The 18,486-nt window shown below is 73.0% G+C and carries 17 protein-coding genes, 1 tRNA gene and 1 pseudogene; 9 read left to right on the top strand and 10 right to left on the bottom strand.

Annotated elements, in window-relative coordinates; genetic code table 11:
* Positions 1–195 precede the first annotated feature (195 nt).
* From QBL21_RS15760 to QBL21_RS15750, 3 genes are all read right to left on the bottom strand, one after another.
* Positions 196–1,383: a hypothetical protein gene (locus QBL21_RS15760; protein WP_407562814.1), complete on the bottom strand. Its 1,188-nt coding sequence runs from the start codon at positions 1,381–1,383 to the stop codon at positions 196–198.
* Positions 1,380–1,925 (bottom strand): SigE family RNA polymerase sigma factor, encoded by a 546-nt coding sequence (locus QBL21_RS15755; RefSeq protein WP_407562813.1) that lies wholly within the window; start codon positions 1,923–1,925, stop codon positions 1,380–1,382. The genes QBL21_RS15760 and QBL21_RS15755 overlap by 4 nt, the downstream gene beginning before the upstream one ends.
* A 553-nt stretch (positions 1,926–2,478) precedes the next feature.
* Positions 2,479–3,159 carry a DUF4230 domain-containing protein gene (locus QBL21_RS15750; protein ID WP_407562812.1) on the bottom strand — a complete coding sequence of 227 codons (681 nt, stop codon included), beginning with the start codon at positions 3,157–3,159 and terminating at the stop codon, positions 2,479–2,481.
* A 208-nt stretch (positions 3,160–3,367) separates the two neighbouring features.
* On the opposite strand from QBL21_RS15750, the gene QBL21_RS15745 reads away from it, so the two are divergent.
* Entirely contained in the window at positions 3,368–3,937 is a 570-nt protein-coding gene (locus QBL21_RS15745; RefSeq protein ID WP_407562811.1) for a hypothetical protein, read from the top strand.
* On the opposite strand, the pseudogene QBL21_RS15740 reads toward QBL21_RS15745, so the two are convergent.
* Positions 3,897–4,395: pseudogene (locus QBL21_RS15740) on the bottom strand (transposase). The gene QBL21_RS15745 and the pseudogene QBL21_RS15740 overlap by 41 nt on opposite strands.
* Before the next feature lie 893 nt (positions 4,396–5,288).
* Between QBL21_RS15740 and QBL21_RS15735 the strand changes: the two are divergent.
* On the top strand, positions 5,289–5,651 hold the full coding sequence (locus QBL21_RS15735; protein WP_407566445.1) for a MarR family winged helix-turn-helix transcriptional regulator: 363 nt from the start codon (positions 5,289–5,291) through the stop codon (positions 5,649–5,651).
* Positions 5,648–7,081, top strand: a complete 1,434-nt coding sequence (locus tag QBL21_RS15730; RefSeq protein ID WP_407562810.1) for an MFS transporter — start codon at positions 5,648–5,650, stop codon at positions 7,079–7,081. Before QBL21_RS15735 ends, QBL21_RS15730 begins: the two co-directional genes overlap by 4 nt.
* A 21-nt stretch (positions 7,082–7,102) precedes the next feature.
* Here the strand turns inward: QBL21_RS15730 and QBL21_RS15725 are convergent, their stop codons facing one another.
* A complete protein-coding gene (locus tag QBL21_RS15725) occupies positions 7,103–7,378 on the bottom strand; it encodes a winged helix-turn-helix transcriptional regulator (protein WP_407562809.1) in 276 nt (91 codons plus the stop codon).
* 102 nt (positions 7,379–7,480) lie between these two features.
* On the opposite strand from QBL21_RS15725, the gene QBL21_RS15720 reads away from it, so the two are divergent.
* Together QBL21_RS15720 and QBL21_RS15715 are read left to right on the top strand one after the other, a co-directional pair.
* Complete coding sequence (locus QBL21_RS15720) at positions 7,481–8,044, top strand: carboxymuconolactone decarboxylase family protein (RefSeq protein ID WP_407562808.1); 564 nt, start codon at positions 7,481–7,483, stop codon at positions 8,042–8,044.
* Positions 8,045–8,085: 41 nt separating this feature from the next.
* The gene (locus QBL21_RS15715) at positions 8,086–8,379 is read left to right on the top strand and encodes a DUF1330 domain-containing protein (RefSeq protein WP_407562807.1); all 294 of its coding nucleotides are present in this window, start codon (positions 8,086–8,088) and stop codon (positions 8,377–8,379) included.
* Positions 8,380–8,746: 367 nt separating this feature from the next.
* Here the strand turns inward: QBL21_RS15715 and QBL21_RS15710 are convergent.
* From QBL21_RS15710 to QBL21_RS15695, 4 genes are all read right to left on the bottom strand, one after another.
* A tRNA-Pro gene (locus tag QBL21_RS15710) sits at positions 8,747–8,820 on the bottom strand.
* A 104-nt stretch (positions 8,821–8,924) separates the two neighbouring features.
* Entirely contained in the window at positions 8,925–9,710 is a 786-nt protein-coding gene (locus QBL21_RS15705) for a CPBP family intramembrane glutamic endopeptidase (RefSeq protein ID WP_407562806.1), read from the bottom strand.
* 96 nt (positions 9,711–9,806) lie between these two features.
* Complete coding sequence (locus QBL21_RS15700; protein ID WP_407562805.1) at positions 9,807–10,925, bottom strand: WD40/YVTN/BNR-like repeat-containing protein; 1,119 nt, start codon at positions 10,923–10,925, stop codon at positions 9,807–9,809.
* 88 nt (positions 10,926–11,013) lie between these two features.
* Positions 11,014–11,481 (bottom strand): MarR family winged helix-turn-helix transcriptional regulator, encoded by a 468-nt coding sequence (locus QBL21_RS15695; protein ID WP_407562804.1) that lies wholly within the window; start codon positions 11,479–11,481, stop codon positions 11,014–11,016.
* A 196-nt stretch (positions 11,482–11,677) separates the two neighbouring features.
* On the opposite strand from QBL21_RS15695, the gene QBL21_RS15690 reads away from it, so the two are divergent.
* The 3 genes from QBL21_RS15690 (at position 11,678) to QBL21_RS15680 (ending at position 14,860) form a co-directional block, all read left to right on the top strand.
* Positions 11,678–12,538: an LLM class flavin-dependent oxidoreductase gene (locus QBL21_RS15690; protein ID WP_407562803.1), complete on the top strand. Its 861-nt coding sequence runs from the start codon at positions 11,678–11,680 to the stop codon at positions 12,536–12,538.
* Positions 12,531–13,184, top strand: coding sequence for a hemerythrin domain-containing protein (locus QBL21_RS15685; protein ID WP_407562802.1), 654 nt, complete (start codon positions 12,531–12,533; stop codon positions 13,182–13,184). The genes QBL21_RS15690 and QBL21_RS15685 overlap by 8 nt, the downstream gene beginning before the upstream one ends.
* Before the next feature lie 140 nt (positions 13,185–13,324).
* On the top strand, positions 13,325–14,860 hold the full coding sequence (locus QBL21_RS15680; RefSeq protein WP_407562801.1) for an ATP-dependent DNA ligase: 1,536 nt from the start codon (positions 13,325–13,327) through the stop codon (positions 14,858–14,860).
* Positions 14,861–15,134: 274 nt separating this feature from the next.
* Here QBL21_RS15680 and QBL21_RS15675 read toward each other — a convergent pair whose 3' ends face one another.
* Positions 15,135–16,238 carry a hypothetical protein gene (locus QBL21_RS15675; protein ID WP_407562800.1) on the bottom strand — a complete coding sequence of 368 codons (1,104 nt, stop codon included), beginning with the start codon at positions 16,236–16,238 and terminating at the stop codon, positions 15,135–15,137.
* A gap of 382 nt (positions 16,239–16,620) precedes the next feature.
* On the opposite strand from QBL21_RS15675, the gene QBL21_RS15670 reads away from it, so the two are divergent.
* Positions 16,621–18,480: a protein kinase domain-containing protein gene (locus QBL21_RS15670; RefSeq protein WP_407562799.1), complete on the top strand. Its 1,860-nt coding sequence runs from the start codon at positions 16,621–16,623 to the stop codon at positions 18,478–18,480.
* The last annotated feature ends 6 nt before the right edge of the window (positions 18,481–18,486 follow it).

Raw genomic sequence — 18,486 nt, 5'->3', positions numbered from 1 at the left:
AGCGCGTCCAGGACCCCGTTGGCGCGGCCCGCGACCGTCTGCCGACCCTGACGAACGCCGGCTACACGGGCGCCGGCAAAGACGTACACACTCTGTTCCGCCCCCGTCCGGACACCACCTCATCGCCGTGGCCACCGACACCGGTGCGTACGCACGATGCCCGTCCGCCGCCGGGTGGCCGGGCACCGTGCTGGGTCAGCGGCGGGTGATCAGCGGCTCCCAGTCCTGAGGGCTGTCGTCGTACCGGGGGCCCGTGAGGGGGACCGTGTCACGCCCGGTCGGGTCGGTCAGGACCAGCCGCTCGCCCGTGCCGCGTACGCAGTCCCGATCCGGCGAGCAGTCCCAGCGCACCAGGCGCTCGCTGTCGGCCCATGCGAGTGTCATGCTCCCGAGCGACCCATGGACCGTGCGGTGGGTACGTGTCTCCTTCACGGTCGCCGTCCAGCCGTCGCCCATCGTGTAGTAGCGGCCGTCCGGTGACGGGCCGGAGGGGGGCCAGTCCCGGCCCTCGTACGGGGGGGCCTTCTCGGTCGCCCGCCCTTCCAGGTCGTACCAGGTGTCGTGCAAGGTCTCGCTGTCGCCGCCCGGCGCTCCGGGAACCATCAGCAGTGTGCCGTCCCGGCTCCACCGCACGTCCATACGGACGATCCCGATGGACCCGGCGACCGTGCCGGCGCCCACCGGGCGGTAGTCCTTCTGACCCGAGTCGACGTCGACCAGGTAATAGCCGGTCCTCGCATGGGACGTATACCGATCGCGGTCACCGGTCTCGACATCCGGGTATCCGCGGTACGCGGTCACCGCCAGCCGCTTCCCGTCCGGCGACCACTGCACCCCGCCCGCCTCGTGCTGTAGCGGGATCCACTTCGTCACCTCCCCGGTGTCCAGATCGAGAATCCCGACCCGGGAGGCGGGCAGTGTCTTCTCCAGCACGGCCGCCCGCCGCATCCCGGGGGCGACGTCCAGCCAGCCCCAACGCGTCTTCTCGTACTGCTGCGCCCCGGGGTCGTACAGATACCAGGTGTACGTCGTCCGATCGACCCCGTCCTGCTCCTGGGTGCGTCGGTCCGCCTGGTAGGCGGACACCGCGATGTCCCCGGCGGCCACAAGATGGCGCGGCGGGGACTCGCGCGGGTGTGCGGACACGTCGTTGCTGATCATTCGCCCCGGCTCGGAGTGGCCCGGCTGGCCGGTCTCCGCCAGCACCGGCAGCGCCACTCCGCCCGCCAGCAGCGCGAAGGCGGCGGCCGTCACCGTCACCGCGGTCACCCGGCGCCGACGGCGCCGCAGCAAAGCCCGGTCCGCCAGGTCCGGGCTGGTGGAGGGCGGTGTCTCCTCGGCCCATTCGCGCAGGGTGTCCTGCAACAGCCGGTCAGCGTTCATTTCCACACCTCCGAGGGTGAGTTGCCGAATTCGGGGCCGCGGGAGGAGGCGCCGGGGTCCAGCTCCGGCACCAGCTTGCGCAGTTTGGCCAGTGCCCGGTGCGTCGTGCTGCGGACCGTTCCCACCGAGCAGCCGAGCAAGTCGGCCACCTCCCGTTCGGAGGAGTCCTCGAGGTAGCGCAGCACCAGCACGGCGCGCTGGTGTGCCGTCAGCCGCGCCAGCGCCCGGCGTACCTGGATCCTCAGCTCCGCGGCGTCGGCAGGGTCCTCGCCCACAACATCGGGGAGTTCGGCCACTGTGGTCTCGCGGCGCGTGCGCAGCAGCCGCCACAGGCTCACCTGCTGCCGGTAGAGCACCTGCCGCAGATACGCCTCGGGGCTCTCCAACCTGCCCCAGCGCGACGCCGCCTTCGCCAGCGCGGTTTGCAGCAGGTCCTCGGCGGCGTGGACGTCGCCGCCGGTCAAGAGCGTCGCCGTGCGCATCAGCGCGGGCGAGCGCGCCGCGACGAACTCGCGGAAGCGGCGCTCTTCCTCATCAGTCATGGTTTCCCGTGTCCGGTTGTCTTCGGCCCGTGGTCGTCTGTCACCTCCTTGGACGTGAGCAAGGCCGCTCCGCTATGGCGAGTCCGCCAGAAAAGTTCGAACACCGGCGACTCGGCTCATCATGTGAAGGGCTTCTACAAATCGCCGGTGGGGGTTCGACCGGTGGGCTGTCGGCGTCGGCGGAACCGCTGCCTGCGACGACGCGGCGGTGAGCCGTGACCTTGCTGTGTGGAACGGAGACCGCCGCGCAGGACCACGAGCCGGTCCCCACGGAACGGCCGATGCCGGCCGCGCGCTCTGCGCGCAAGCCCCGATCCCTCCGGCCATGCTGTCGGGCCGGACATGGGCGACGCCCGAGCACGCGCCGGAGTTGCGGGTACGGGCCGAGGGCGGCACCCGGCCGCCTGCCGCTTCGCGGGCCGGGACGCGGCGACCGCCGCCACCGCACCGGAGGACGTCCCCTGAGGTGCGGCGGCGCGCGGGCCGCCCGGCGCTCCCGGCAGACCAGGCGACCCGGTGTCACGGTCGCGCCCGGCGGAGGCGGTCCCGGCCCTCAGACGTAGGTCACCTTCACCCGCTCGAACCCCAGGGAGTGCAGGAGCCCTTCCAGCATCGCCGTGGTGTTCTTCTCCGCCCGCGCGGCGAGACCCGCGCCGCGCGCCGCCTTCGCGATGTGGTCGGAGGCGAGCCGGTGCACCGCGCGCTCGTCGGCGGGGTTGCCGGAGAACAGGTCGCCGAGGCGGTCGAGCAGCCCGCGGTCCTTGGACACCGCGTACGAACGGTCGGCGTCGAGGGCCGGCTTGGCGAGCCGCGCGTGCGGCAGCCGCAGGGTGGCGCTCGTCCGCTCGTCGTTCACGCGGACCTGCTTCTGCCCCACCTTGCCCATCTCGACGTACGCACCCACCGAGCCGGCGCCGACGAAGAGCGTGCGCTGGCCCTTGATGGCGTCCGGCACGTACTTCGTGTCCTTCTCCAGGTCCACGACCACTTGGAAGTCGCCGGCCGCGCCCTCGTACCTGCTCAGGTCACGTATGGACTCCAGCAGCGCGGGCCCGGTGTTGTCCTCGGTGCTCTCCTCGAAGATGTCGCCGAAACCCGGTAACAGGCTGGACCGTGCCACCACGACCAGCACCAGTACCGCCGCCGCCACGAGCGCGGCGAGCGGTAGCCACTTGCGGCCCGGAGCTTGTCTTTCGGATCCGGGCCCCTCGCTCTTTCGCAGGACGATCCTCATACCTGGCGGTTGCCCGCACGGCGACGGATGAGGCTGACGAATGCCGCCCCATCACCCCCGTCCGCCCCACCGGCCTCACGCGCCCGCCGTGTCCGCCACACAAGCCGCGCCCTGATGGTGAGGTCGTCTCAGTCGGTGTGTGGGGCGGGATGCTCTCCGTCCGCCTCTGCGCTGACCGTCTCCAGGGACGATCACCAGGGGTGGCGGGATGGAGAATGATCTCCAGCCCAATTGGGAACTGAGCGGCATCGGCTGGGCAACTTGGCGTATCAAGGATGGCTCTGCGGAGTGGGAGGAGTCCGTCAGCTACTGCACGGATGCCCTTTCCGACCTGCTTCATGGTGTGGCTGGTCTCTACGGCACCCTGGCTGTCCAGCGCTTCTCCTTCGATCTTGAGCCAGCCGAAGCGAGGTGGGTACCGCGCAGCAGGGGCGTAGAGGTTGACGTGGCGATCTACCGGTTTTCTGACATGTCCGCGAGCTTTGATTCAGTCGACGAAGACGGCGTACTCGTCTGGGGTTCCACTCAACGGCGAGCCGTTCTCGGTCACGCGGTCTTGCACGCTGCCCAATCCGTACTGCGTCTCCATGGTGAAAACGGTTACCTGGAAAAGTGGGTCCGGCATCCCTTTCCTGTCGCGGCACTGCAAGACCTCCGCCGGCTGCACCTCCCACACGACACGACAGGTGTACACGCCAACATGATGCGGCCACCCTGTAGAGGCATGGAGATCAGCGTTACCAGCGGCGACACAGCCGGCCCAGCTGTCGGTACGTGATCAGGCAGCAGGTCGGTTTCAGGAAGGCTTCGTGGGTGTCGGCTCGGCGTTCCCACCGGATCCGCAGGCGCCGGAAACCGTGCAGCCAGGCGAACGTCCGCTCGACCACCCAGCGGTAGGTGCCCAGACCGGTGCCGTGCCGCGTTCCGCGGCGCGCGATTGCCGGGACGATGCCACACGCCTGCCTCGTTCCAGTCCCGCAGCCGGCGCCAGCAGGTCATACCCGAGCCGAAACCGAGGTCCTTCGGGAAGGACTCCCACTGGATCCCGGTGTGCAGTACGTACAGGATCCCGCACAGCACCTCACGGTCCGGCAACGGTTTGCGCCCCGGATACCGGAACCTGCGCTCACGCTGCGGCAGCAACGGCTCAACACGAGCCCCCAACTCGTCCGACACGATCCACGGCAATGTCCCCACACCGGACCGAACGTTCAACTCCCGCCTTGAACACGGCAACCAGGACCGATCCATCTCATTGTGCTAGCCGCTGTTAACGGTCGGGACAACAACGACTGCGGCCATGGGACGGCCCGGCACCGTCCAGGTCTCCGTCAAGACGCGCTCCGTCGGCGAACTCCTGGTCTCCATCGCCGGTGACGCGACCACAGCGTTCCGGGCCGAGCTGCACAACTGACGCGGCCTGACGCATTCCGGCGGCACGGCCCGTCGGTCAGGATGACGAGCATCCTCACGGGTACCTCCTGGTGGGCTGGCAGACGGGCTCTGACATGCGCTTGGCCGGAGCCCGCACCCAGATCGGAGGCGCCACAAGTCCGGGCTGTGGGTACGTCCTTGAGTCGAGCCGGCCGCAGACGGAAAGGCCGCGCGACGCCTCGCCCGTCTTCGGAGATGAGTGGGATTCGACCTGCTCGCGTGGGTTGTAGGTGTATTCGGCGTTGAGGGTTCCGGGGAGGTAATTCGGCGGCCAGTTGCGGCAGGGCGTTGTCGAAACCCGACCGGGAGGGAGCACCCCTCAACGGAAGGGCATCGGTCCTGGAAGAGTCTGCGGCCGGCCGGGCGCCGGTGCCTGGCGATCTCCCGGCCGGCCGCCCAGCACCAGGAGATCGAACCGTTCGGTTCGTGCAGTTGACGGATCCAGGCAGCGCCGAGCGGCTCGGAGCGGGCTCGCTCGCGCACGACGGGGTCCGTGCTGAACGCGGCATCGGCACGTCACCGGCTCCCAGCGGTCGAGGCCGCCCGCACCCGTCGAGCATTTCCATAAACTGTGAATATAAAAATGCTATGCTTCGGCCATGAGTCGCCAAGACACCGCTCCTGGCGCGTCCGCCGCCATCGGGGCAGCCCTCTACGGCCTGGCCACCAGGGCCGCGAGACGCCTGCCCCGGGACATGAGCCTGACGTCCGCCGCCACCCTGGCCACCCTGGACCGGACCGGCCCCCGGCGCATCACCGATCTGGCCGCGGTCGAGGGCGTCACCCAGCCCGCGATGACCGCCCTGGTCCGGGTGCTGGAGGAGTCCGGCCTGGTCGCGCGGCGGGGCGACGCGTCCGACAAGCGGGTCACGCTGGTGTGCCTGACCGAGGCCGGCGCCTCCTATGTCCGGACGCGGCGCCAGGCGGGCGTCCACGCGTTCGAGCGGTTGATCGGCGAGCTCACCGGCGGCGAGGTCGAGGCGCTGGTGGCGGCCCTTCCGGCGCTCAAGCATCTGGCAGAGCTCGAAAGCCAAGACCGCGAAGGGCCGAAGCAGTGACCGGGCGGCCGGTCGGCGAGGTCGCGGTGAAGGCGTCCCCGGCGGCGCGTCCCGAGACGCGGCTGCTCGTCCGCGCCCTGATGTTCATCGCTCTGGTCGTGGCGGCGGTCGCCAGCCTCGGAACGCCGCTCATCACCAGCGTGGCGACCTCGTTCCACGTCTCGCTCGGCAGCGCGCAGTGGACGCTGACCGTCGCGCTGCTCAGCGGCGCGGTCACCACGCCGGTCCTGGGCCGGCTGGGAGCCGGCCGGCACCGGCGGGCCACGATCCTCGCCACGCTGGCGGTCGTCGTCGCCGGCAGCGCGCTCACGGTGCTCCCGCTGCCGTTCGCGTGGCTGCTGGCCGGCCGGGCGGCCCAGGGCGTCGGGCTCGGGCTGACGGCGCTGCTGATGGGCGTGGCCCGGGACCACCTCCCCGAGGAGCGCAGCGCGGGCGTGATCGCCCTGATCTCGGTGGTCTCGATCATCGGGGCCGGCGTCGGCTACCCGCTGGCCGCACTGCTCGCCGAGCTCGGCGGGGTACGGGCCGCCTACGGCTTCGGCCTGGTCGTCACCGCCGCCGCCCTCCTGACCGCGTGGCGCTCCATGCCCGAAGCCCCCGAGGGCCGCTCCGCCCGCGTGGACGTGAAAGGTGCGGTCGTCCTGGCCGCTGCGCTGCTGCTGGTGCTGTTCCTCGCCGGCGAACGGAATCTGTGGAGCCGGCACCTCGCCGGGTCGGCGGGCCTCGCCGTCGTCGCGGTGGTGCTGCTCTGCGTCTGGGCCGTCATCGAGCTGCGCAGCACGACGCCCCTGGTCGATGTGCGGGCGATGCGGCATCCGGCGGTCGCCGGGGCGAACCTCGCCATGTTCGTCGGCGGGACCGGCATGTACCTCCTGCTCACGCTCCTCACCCGGTACGCGCAGACGCCGCACAGCGCCGGCTACGGCTTCGGGCTGACGACCTTCGTCGCCGGGCTGGTCCTCATCCCCTTCTCGGTGCTGGGGTTCGTCGCCGGCAAGCTCACGCCGCGGGTCCGGACGCGGATCGCCGACCCCCTGCTCCTGGCCGGCAGCGCCGTCGTGGTGGGCGTCGGGTTCGCCCTGTTCGCGGCGGCCCGGTCGAACCTGGCCGAACTGTTCGCGGCGATGGGCGTGCTCGGCTTCGGCGTCGGCGGCTTCTCGGCCGCGATGCCCGGCGTCATCCTTGCCGTCACCCCCAAGAGCGAGACGTCGAGCGCCATGAGCTTCAACTACGTCGTCCGCAGCGTCGGGTACTCCCTGGGCAGCGCCATCGGCGGCCTGGTCCTCGCCGCGGGCACCGGCCCCGGCCACCTCTTCCCCGACGACAGCGCCTACACCACCGCGGCGCTGGTCGGCATCGGCGCCATGGCGATCACGACGCTGACAAGCCTCGCTCTCGCCCGCCGCCGTCCGTCCGAGACCAACCCGTAGCCCGTCCTGCCGTCTCGGCCGTCAGTCCTCCGCCTTGGGCCGCCAACCGGAGGCCCACTCATCGAGCTGGGCGAGAGATTCCCGAAGGGTCCTGCCCTGCTCAGTGAGCAGGTACCCCTCGCCGGCGTTCTCGACGAGGCCGGCCTGCCCAAGCTCGCGAAGCCTGTCCGCCAGGACGCTTGACGAGACGCCGCCGCATCGCTGCTGGAGCTGGCGGAAGGTCGGAGATGAGCCGTCTCGCAGCTCCCATAGGACCCGCAGCGCCCAGCGCCGGCCCAAGAGGTCCAGGAGCGCCATGATCGGGCGCCCCGTGTGCGAGCCGCGGACTTGGCGGCCTGGCAGTGGTGTTGGTCGCGTCATCTGCTTCCCTTTCCAAAGCGCCCATGTTAGCGTGTCGCCATGCCTCTGAAATCGAAGCAGCCGCGCATCGAACCACTCTCGCCGCCCTACGGCGAGGGAGCCGGCGAGGCCCTTGAGCTCCTCGGGCATTCACCCATCCAGTTGTTCCGGGTGTGGGCCCGCCGGCCCGAGCTCGCCCGCTCCATCGCGGGCTGGGGAAGCTACTACTTCTCTCGGCGCTCTGCTCTCACTCTGCGCCAGCGCGAGCTGGTCATCGACCGGACCACCGCGCTGTGTGGCGCCGACTACGAGTGGGCCGTGCACGTCGCGCGCTTCGCCGAGAAGGCGGGACTCGACGAGTCGCAGCTCGCGTCCCTCGCGGATGGAAGGCCGACGGACGACTGCTGGCACTCCACCGATCGTGCCGTGCTCGAAGCGGTCGACGAGCTCCACGCGACCTTTGACCTGTCCGACGGCACCTGGGCGAACCTGGTCGCTGTCGCCGATGAAGATGCCGCACTCGAACTGGTCTTGGTCTGCGGTTGGTACCACGCCATCTCGTTCGCCGTCAGGGCGCTCCGCCTGCCCCTTGAGCCCGGCACCGAGCCGATCTCCGCACACTGACCTGAGTCAGAGGTGCACTCACCCCGACACTGGAGGCTCCCATGCCCAAGGGCTACTGGGTCAGCGTCTACCGCACCATCTCCGACCCTGAGAAGCTGGCTGCCTACAACAAGCTGGCCCCTCTGGCCGTCGGGCCCGGGGGCGGCCGGACCCTCGTGCGCGGCGGTCGGGTCCTGGCGTATGACGCCGGAATCGCCGAGCGCACCGTCCTGGTCGAGTTCGACAGCTTCGAGCAGGCCGTCGCGGCGCGCGAGAGCGCGGCCTACCTAGAGGCGCTGGCCGCCCTCTCCGACGGCGTCGAGCGCGACTTCCGCATCGTCGAAGGCACCGACTGACCGAGGTCCAGTCGGTGCTCCGTGCGCCCGCGGAGTTGGTCCCCTGTTGCTCGACGGCGAGGAGCGCGGGCGCCTGTGCTCCCGCGCCCGGATGCCCCGCGGTCCCGCATCCCGACCTCCGGACCCCGACGAGGGCGGGCAGTCGCTCAGTGCACATCTGTCGGGCCCGCCGGCCCTCTCGATGGCGCTCGCGGCCACGCTTCGGGTCTTGCAGGAACCGCACGATCCGCCGCGAAATCGGGCGTGATCTTGGTTCCCACGTGGTCCCCAAGCGCCTGACGCATCGTCAGCCTGATGCAATGTCAGTAAATCGCGAAAGGCCCTCTGACCTGGGATTTCTCCCGCTCAAAGGGCCTCTTCAGCACCGTCGGGACGGCGGGATTTGAACCCACGACCCCTTGACCCCCAGTCAAGTGCGCTACCAAACTGCGCCACGTCCCGGTGCCCGGACGACCTGGGGTTTCGCCCCGGCCGATCGCGCACGAGAACCATACCGCATCCACCCCCGTGTCCCGCAAAGCCGATTGCCCGCCGGCTCCCGGGGGTCAGAAGAGCCAGAGGGCCGTGATCGCGGTGTTGTGGACCGTGTGGGCGACGATGCAGGGGACTATCGAGCGGCGCCACCAGAGCAGGGCCGTGGTGACCGCTGCCAGGAAGGCCGCGAAGATCAGGTTGACCGGGCCGCCGAGGTCGTGGCCCGTGGTGAAGACCAGGGCGGAGAGGGTCGCGGCGGCGGTGAGGGTGGTGTGGCGGAGGAAGGGGGTGGGGACCGTTTCGTGGCCTCGGGGGGTGGCCAGGAAGGTCAGGAGGAGCAGGAGGGGGGCGCGGAAGAGGAGTTCCTCGTGGATGGGGGCCGACAGGGCGCCGTCGAGGAGTCGGACGGTGGTGGAGGTGCCGGACACGGCGGTGTGGCGGGGGTCCTCGGCGGCCGGGGTGGAGGCGAGGGCGGGGATGCGGACGAGGAGTTCGGCCGCCGCCAGGCACAGGGCGCCCGCGGCGAGGCCGGCGGCCAGGCTCGCGGCGGCCGTGCGGGTGGTACGGGGGCGTAGGCCCAGGGCCGTGGCGAGGCGGGCGGCGGCGGCCTTCAGGGACGTACGGGAGCCCGCGAGGAGTGCGGCGGCGAGGGTGAAGGCGGCGGCGAGACCGAGGGCCGGGGCGATGTCGCGGGTGGAGAACTTCCACGCCTCGTAGCCCGGGAGCAGCGTGAGGCCGATGGGGATCAGCAGCGCGGTGCACGCCAGCGCCACCCACAAAAACGCCACCGACAGCACCCGCAGCATCCCCGGGTCGAGGTCGAGGCGGCGTATCAGCGCTGCTGTGCGGGTGGTCACGCGGCGGGCTCCAGCCGGTCGGCGAGGGGACCGGTCAACCGTACGGAGGGGTCCGGCGCGGCGACCACGGTCCTAGGTCCCGACGTGACGTGCCTCCTACTCCAGGCGCGCGACCCTGCCCTGCTCCCCCGCCGCCCAGCAGCCGAGGGCGGCGGTGCAGTCCACGGTGTCGTACGAACCGGAGTCGAAGCCGTGCCACGTGCGCCCGGCGTCGAAGGTGACGTCCGAGCCGGTCGGGCCCACGGCCAGGGCGATGGTGCGGCTGTGCGGCAGCCAGGTCACGCCCGAGCGGTACTCGGGCGGCGGCTTGCGGGCGCCCGTCCAGCTCGCGCCGCCGTCGCCCGTGCGGGCCGCCGCGTCCGGCGAGGGGTTGCCGGGCTGGAAGTCGCCGCCCACGGCGAGGCCGTGGCGGGCGTCGCGGAAGGCCAGGGCGAAGACGCCGCGGGCCGGGTCGCCGGCGGGGATGCCGGACTCGGCCTCGGTCCACGTACGGCCGCGGTCGGCGGAGTGCAGTACGCGCGCTGTCGCACCGCCGCCGGTGGCGAACCAGGCGTCCGAGCGGCCCGTGCTCACCAGGCACTGCCCGCTGGCCGCGAACGCCGCGTCGCCCTGCTGCGCCGGCGGCATGCCGCCGTCGGGCAGCACCTGCCAGGAGCGGCCCGCGTCGGACGTCGACAGGATGCGGAAGCGGCCGTCCACCGGGTCGCTCAGCGCGAGGCCGTTGCGGCCGCCGGCGAAGAAGGTGACGCAGTCGTAGAAGGCGCCGGGGTGGTCGTTGCGGAAGGTCTCGGTCCAGGTCGCGCCGGCGTCGTCGGTGCGGTAGATGCGCGAGTCCTCGCCCGGGCCGATGGACAGGACGACCGCGCTGCGTCCGCCCAGGGCCTCGATGTCGCGGAACTCCAGCTCTTCCGTCCCCGGCGGCGACACGTCCCGCCAGCTCCGCCCGCCGTCCGTCGTACGCAGCACCGTGCCGCCGGAGCCGGACGTCCACGCGACGTCGCGGCTGACCGCCGAGAGCCCGCGCAGCCGCGCCTTGCTGCCGGTGTCCTTCAGGTCCCAGCCGGGCAGCCGGGCGGCGGCGAGCAGGTCCCGGGCCTCCGGCTTGCGGTCGGTGTCGGCGTGGGCCGGGCCGCCGGCGAGGCAGAGGCCCGCGGCGAGCGTTGCCGCGCTGAGGCAGGCGACGGCTGTACGACTCAGAGTTCCCCGCAGCGTCATGGCGGAGGAACGTAGCAGCCGCCGCACCGCTTGACGAGGCCGCCGGGGTAGCCGTGCCGGCTGCTCCCCGCTCCCGTACGAACCGGGCTCACGCCTGCTCCGGCCACGCCTCCGGCGACGGGGACGGGCAGGGGGCGGCGTCGAGGATCCGCGTCACCGCGTCCGTCAGCGCGGCGCGCTCGCCGTCGTCCAGCCCCGCGGCCATGGCGGCGATCCGGGCGGTCGCCTCGGCGTGCGCGCGGCCGGCGAGCCCCTCCCCCGCCGCGGTCAGCGCGATCCGGCACGCGCGGCCGTCGTCGGCGTCCGGCGTACGGGCCACCAGGCCGCGCCGCTCGACGCGGTCCACCAGGCCGGTCAGCCCCGACTTGCCCAGGCGCAGCCAGCGGCTCAGCTCGCTCATCCCCACCGGACCGGCGCTCAGCGCGCACAGCAACTGGACCTGCTGCGGGGTGAGGCCGTGTCCGCGCCCGACCTCGGCGAGGACGTGCTGGAGCGTGTGCGTCAGCCGCACCAGCGCGCTCGCCAGCCCGGCCGCCCCGGCGTCGACCTGCTCCACCGGCTCCCTCCGTTGCGTCTGCCCCGTCCGTTTTGCCCGTTCCGTTCGGTGGGGCGACGGCGTCGGCGCCGTCGCCGGTCCCGTCTGCTCGCTCGTCATGGCACCTCCCGGGGACACACCCAGTTTGACACTAGTTCGCGGCGCGAAATAATCTGGTTCGCAGCACGAACCAAATTCCCTCCGCTGAGGACGCGCCATGCCCGACTACGGCCACGATCTCCGCTTCGGCATCAACCTCATCCCCTCCAGTCAGGAGCCGGAGGCGGTCGTCGCGCTCGCGCAGCTCTCCGAGCGCACCGGCGCCGACCTGCTCACCTTCCAGGACCACCCGTACCAGCCGGCGTTCCTCGACACCTGGACGCTGCTCTCCTACGTCGCCGCCCGCACGGACTCGATCACCCTGTCGGGCAACGTCCACCCGATCCCGCTGCGCCCGCCGGCCCTGCTGGCGCGCAGCGCGGCGAGCCTGGACCTGCTCAGCGGCGGCCGGTTCGAGCTGGCGCTCGGCGCCGGGGGGTTCTGGGACGCCATCGCGGCCCTCGGCGGGCCGCGCCGCTCGCCGGGCGAGGCCGTGGAGGCGCTGGACGAGGCGATCCGGATCATCCGCGAGACCTGGGACACCGACGCCCGCGGCGGGATCCGCTTCGACGGGCGGCACTACCAGGTGCGGGGCGCCAAGCGCGGCCCGCGGCCGGCGCACGACATGGGGATCTGGCTCGGCGCGTACCGGCCGCGGATGCTCCGCCTCGTCGGCCGCGCCGCCGGCGGGTGGCTGCCGTCGCTGCCCTACCTCGACGGGCCCGGCGCGCTCGGCGCGGGCAACGCCGTCATCGACGAGGCGGCGGCGGAGGCGGGGCGGGCGCCCGGGGACGTACGGCGGCTGCTCAACCTCGCGGAGGACCACCCGGCCGAGCAGCTCGCGGAGTTCGCGCTGTCGTACGGTACGGGCACGTTCGTCCTGATGACCGGCGACCTGCGGCAGATCGAGCGGTTCACCGGCGAGGTCGCCCCGGCCGTGCGCGAACTGGTCGCCGAGGAGCGTGGCCGCGGTGCCTGAGCACGTGTACGACGAGCGCGACGGCGCCCGGGTGCCGGCACAGCGGGGTGGCGACGGGCCGTCCGGCACGGCCGGCCGAGAGCAGCGGTCCACTTCGAGAGCAGTGCTCTGGAACGAGAGCACCCGTCCCACCGTGCCCGGGGCCCGCACTCCCCGCCCCGGCGAGGACGTCTCCGCCGGCCACCACCTCGTCGAGGTCCACGACCACCTGCGCGGCGAGCTGTCCCGGCTGCGCGAGCTGGTCGTCCAGGTCGCCGACGGCGCCCTCACCGCCTCCGCCGCCCGCTCGCACATCGCGACGATGACGCTGCGGCAGAACAACTGGTCCCTCGGCGCCCACTGCGCCGCGTACTGCCGCTTCCTCACCCTGCACCACACCACCGAGGACAGGCAGTTGTTCCCGGAGCTGCGCCGGTTCGACCCGCGCCTCGCGCCCGTGCTCGACCGGCTGTCGGAGGAGCACCTGGTCATACACGACGTGCTGGAGCGCGTCGACCGCGCGCTGGTCGCCTTCGTCGCGGGCCCGGAGGGGGCGGCGGAGCTGCGGAGCACCGTCGACCTGCTGGCCGAGGCGCTGCTGTCGCATCTGTCGTACGAGGAGGACGAGCTGGTGGCGCCGCTTGGGCGGTTCATGGGCGGCGGCTGACCCTCCGGCCGGCGGGGGGCGCCCGGACGCGCCCCCGCGGACCGTACGGGCCCTCCCCCGCCCGCGCCCCCACCCCCGCCCCACCGCCGGTCGCCGCACGCCGCGCGGCGGATGTCGGCGGGGTGGGTGACGATGGGGAGATGCTGTTCGCCGACCTTGCCCGTACCTCGCGGGAGATCGCCGCCACCCGGGCCCGCTCGGAGAAGACCGCGCTGCTCGCCGCGCTGTTCCGCGAGGCCGACCCCGCGGACGCGCCCCTCGTCGTCACGTATCTGGCGGGGCGGCTGCCCCAGCGCAGGACCGGCGTCGGCTGGAGCGCGCTGAAGGACGCGCCCGCGGCGGCCCGGCAGCCGCGGCTGACCGTCCGCGAGGTGCACGAGGCGTTCGACGCCATCGCCGCCGTCTCCGGCAAGGGCGCGCAGGCCGAGCGGCGCCGGCTGCTGCACGGGCTGCTGGGCGCCGCCACCTCGGAGGAGCAGCGCTTCCTCGCCGGGCTGATCGGCGGCGAGCTGCGGCAGGGCGCGCTGGACGCGCTCGCGGCCGAGGGGCTGGCCGCCGCCGTGGCCGCCGACCCGGCCCGGGTGCGGCGCGCGGTGATGCTCGCCGGTTCCGTGGGCACGGTCGCCGAGGCGGTGCTCGCCCGCGGCCCGGAGGCGCTGGCGGACTTCCGGCTGGCGGTCGGCAGTCCCGTACAGCCGATGCTGGCGCAGTCCGCGAAGGACGTGGACGAGGCGATCGGCAAGCTCGGGCCGTGCGCCGTGGAGGAGAAGCTCGACGGCATCCGGGTGCAGGTGCACCGGGACGGCGACGACGTACGGATCTACACCCGCACGCTCGACGAGATCACCGGCCGGCTCCCCGAGGTCGTCGCCGCGGCCCGGGAGCTGGACGCGGCGTCGGCCGTGCTCGACGGCGAGGTGATCGCCCTCGGGGAGCACGGGGACCCGCGCCCGTTCCAGGAGGTCGCCGGCCGTGTGGGCTCCCGGGTCGACGTGGCGGGCGCACAGCAGACCCTGCCGGTGTACCCGGTCTTCTTCGACCTCCTCGCCGTCGACGGCCGCGACCTGCTCGCCGCGCCGGTCCGCGAGCGCCACGCCGAGCTGGCCCGGATCACGCCGGAGCCGCGCCGCGTGCGCCGGGTCGAGGTCGCCGACCCGCACGACGCGGCGCAGCGCACGGCGGCGCGGGAGTTCACCGCCGCGACGCTTGAGCGCGGCCACGAGGGCGTGGTCGTCAAGGGGCTGGACTCGGAGTACAACGCGGGCCGCCGCGGCGCGGCGTGGCTGAAGGTCAAGCCGGTGCACACGCTGGACCTGGTGGTGCTGGCGGCGGAGTGGGGCCACGGACGGCGTACGGGCACGCTGTCGAACCTGCACCTCGGCGCACGGCGCGAGGACGGCTCGTTCGCGATGCTCGGCAAGACTTTCAAGGGGATGACGGACGCGCTGCTGGCGTGGCAGACGGAGCGGCTCCAGGAGCTGGCCGTGGCCCAGAAGGACTGGGGGGTGGTGGTGCATCCGGAGCTGGTGGTGGAGATCGCGTTCGACGGGGTGCAGCGCTCGCCGCGCTATCCGGAGGGGGTGACGCTGCGGTTCGCCCGGGTGGTGCGCTACCGGGACGACAAGACGGCGGCGGAGGCGGACACGGTGGCGTCGGTCCTGGAACTGCTGCGCTGACGGCGGCAGGGCCTTCGCCGGTACGGGTACGCGCCCGCAGCCGTGCCCCGTTCGGCGCGCCCCCGCGACGGCGCCCGCCCCGCGCCGAGCGGTGGCGCGGGGCGGGCCACTGCGGAGTCGGCGGGTGTACGGGACCGGGGGCAGCGGCCCGCGCGGCCGCCGACCCCGGTCCCGTGCCGGCGCCGGATCGTCCCGGCTCCGGCGGGGGCCCCGGCCACACACGCCGGCCCGCAGCAGCGCCGGCGCGTGTCCCCTGCCCGGGGCGGACCGCGGGTCAGTAGTGGATGCGCGCCCCGACCGCCCGGTGGTCGGAGTAGTCCATCTCCCGGTTGTCGCTGCCGGTCAGCTCCAGGCCGGCCGCGTCACCCTCGTCGAAGGTCGGGACGACCGGGTGGCTCGTGCGCGGCGGCGCGCCGCCGGGGTTGCGGGCGAGGAGGAAGTCGACGCGGCGCGGACCGGTCGTGTGCAGCGTCCACTTGTCGGCCAGGCAGTCCGGGATCGAGCCGCCCGCGTCGGCGCAGCCGGCGTAGACGGCGTCGCGGAAGCGGTGCTCGCCGCCGAGGTCGCCGTTGGTGGCCTTGTACCAGGTGGTCCAGTTGTCCTGGCCGTTGGTGCTGCTGGAGGAGTGGTTGGTGTCGCCGCCGGCGACGAAGAGGTCGGCGACGCCGTAGCCGTCCTCGGTCAGCTCGTTGCTCAGCTCGCCGGCGTTGGAGACGTTGCAGTACGTACCGCCGTGGTCCTGCGTCGGCCAGTGGAAGGAGGCGGCGGTGACGGTCTTGCCGGAGCGCTTGTCGAGGAGCAGCGCCTTGACGCCCTTGGTCCGCGGCTGGTCGTTGTTGACGCACTTCTCCGAGCCGGCGGGGTACTCGCGCTGCGCCTGCCACCGGTTGTCCGGGGAGGCGGACGTCTTCAGCGAGAGCCGGTCGGTGCGCCAGATGACGCCGTTGGTCTGCTTCACCTTCCCGGCGCAGCCGTTGTCGTAGTCGGCGGGGTTGTTCTCGGCGAGGACGCCGGCGTAACTCTCGCCGAAGTGCTCCTCCATCCGCGTCAGCAGCAGGTCGAGCTGCGCGCGGTTGCTGATCTGCTGCACGAGGTAGATGTCCGGCCGGTACTCCTGGAGCCGCATGTAGTACATGAGGTCGTGCCAGTCGCCGGGGCAGGACTCCGTGGTGGTCGGCAGGTTCTCCACGTTGGCGTCGTAGACCTGGAGGAACGAGGGGTCGTCGTTCGGCACCGCCTCCGCGGCGGCCACCGTACCCGCGCCGCCGGCGCCCGCGCGGTCCGCGGGCCCGGAGGAGGCGGGGGCCGGGGACGCCAGGACGAAGGGCGCCGCCAGCGCGGCGACGCCCAGAAGTGTGCGGCACTGCCATGAGTTCATCTGTCCCCCTGTTGTACGACCTGTGCGGCGATGGGTGTGGCGATCGGTCACGGCAGGATCGCCCCGCGCGGCGCGACGGAGCCGGGTTTTGCACCAGAACGCAAACAAGCGGGGCGGCCCGTGACCGGCGCCCGCGACGACCGCGACGACCGTTCAGGTGTGGACGCGGTCCTGCACGACCTTGCGGGCCAGCAGGTCCATGGGCAGGCGGAGTAGTCCCCGACGGCCCGGGCCAAAGCCGCCGGTGCAGATCGTCATCACGCCCTGGCCGGGCCGCGACGTGGTCCACGTCTTTGTGCACTACTGACCAGTCACCCGTCCCGCCTGCCCCATGAGACGTAAGCTGCCACTTCTTGATACGTGAAACGGGGCAGGGCAGGTCATGCAACTGGGGGACAACGGGGCGGAAGGGTCTGGGCGTTTGCTCGCCGGGCGCTACCGGGTACTGGCACAGCTCGGACGCGGCGGCATGGGCACCGTGTGGCGGGCCGTCGACGAGCGGCTGGGGCGCGAGGTCGCAGTCAAGGAGCTGCGCGCGTTCAGCGATTCGGACGCGCGCGACCTCGCCGAGATGAGGCTGCGTACGGAGCGGGAGGCGCGCGCCGCGGCGCGTGTGCGGCATCCGGGCGTCGTCGCCGTGCACGACGTGACGGAGCACGACGGCCGGCCCGTCATCGTGATGGAGCTGGTCGACGGGCCGTCGCTGGACGACGTGCTGCGCGAGCGCGGCGGCGTCACGCCGGCGGAGGCGGCGCAGATCGGGCTGAAGGTGGTCGACGCGCTCGGCGCCGCGCACCGGGCGGGGGTGCTGCACCGGGACGTGAAGCCGGGCAACATCCTGCTGGAGCGCGGCGGGCGGGTAGTGCTCACCGACTTCGGCATCGCCGCCATGGAGGAGCCGGCCGACGGCAACAGCACGCATCTGACGCGCAGCGGCGAGCTGGTCGGCTCGCTCGACTACCTGGCGCCGGAGCGGGCGCGCGGCGAGCAGCCCGGGCCGCCGTCGGACCTGTGGTCGCTGGGCGCGACGCTGTACGCGGCGGTGGAGGGCATCTCGCCGTTCCGCCGTACGTCCACGTGGTCGACGATCACCGCGATCATCGTGGACCCGCTGCCGGAGCCGCGCCGGGCCGGGCCGCTCGCGCCCGTGCTCCAGGCGCTGATGGCCAAGGATCCGGCCGGGCGCGCCGATGTCGAGCGCGCCCGGGTGCTGCTGGAGCCGATCGCCGGGACGGCGGGGCCGCCGGCGGCGCAGGGGCCGGACACGATGCGGCTGAGCCGGGTGCCGGCCGCGCCGCCACCCGGCGCGTACGGACCGGGCGGGCAGGGCGGACAGGGCGGACCCGGCGGGCCGGGGGCGCCCGCGGCGTCGCCCGGGCAGGCCGCCCCGCAGGGGCGGTTCGGCCCGCCGCAGCTCGGTACGCCGGGCACGGAGTCGCGGACCGCCGAGCAGACGGTGCCGCAGCGGCGCCGGCCGGGGCGCCGCTGGGTGCCGGTCGCGGCGGCCGCGGCGGCGGTGCTGCTCGCCGGCGGCGGCGTGACGTATGCCCTGGCCGGGGGCGACGACGGCGGGACGACCGCGAGCGAGGAGAGCGACGAGCCCGCGGCGCAGGCCGTGTCGCCGTCGCCCGGGAAGGGCGGCGAGGGCAGGAAGCAGGACGGCAAGGGCGGGGAGGACGGCAAAGACGAGAAGGGCGAGAAAGGCGAGAAGGGGGACAAGGGCGGGGACGAGGAGGACGGGCCGGCATCGGACGGCGGCGACTCCCCCGCCGAGGAGGAGGGTGCCGCGGCCGGCAGTGACACCGGCGGCACCGACGGCGGTGGCGGCGGCGGCACGGCCGGCGGCTCCGGTTCGGACGGCGGCGGCGGTGGCGGCAGCAGCGGCGGGAGCGGTGGCGGCGACGCCGGCGGCGGGGGTACGTCGGGCGGCGGCGGCACCGGCGGCGGCTCGGCTCCGGACCCGTCGTGCACGCCCATCGGCGGCGGGAAGTACAACTGCCAGGTGTGGCGCACCGCCTCGTCGTACGACTCGGCGCACCGGCAGGTCGGCACGCTCTACGCGGGCACGAACTACTTCTACTGCCAGCAGAAGACGTCCTACCGCGAGACGTCCGGCGAGTGGACCAACGTGTGGTGGGGCAGGACGGACGACGACAACGGCAACGTCAACGTGTGGGTCAGCGTCGTCTACATCAAGGGCGGTGCCAACGACGCCCCTGTGCCCGGCCTGCCGGTGTGCTGACATGAT

It is taken from the genome of Streptomyces sp. 184 (assembly GCF_045781775.1).
GTDB lineage: Bacteria > Actinomycetota > Actinomycetes > Streptomycetales > Streptomycetaceae > Streptomyces.
Note: the sequence above shows the minus strand (reverse complement) of the source record. Positions and strands in the feature narration are given on the sequence as shown.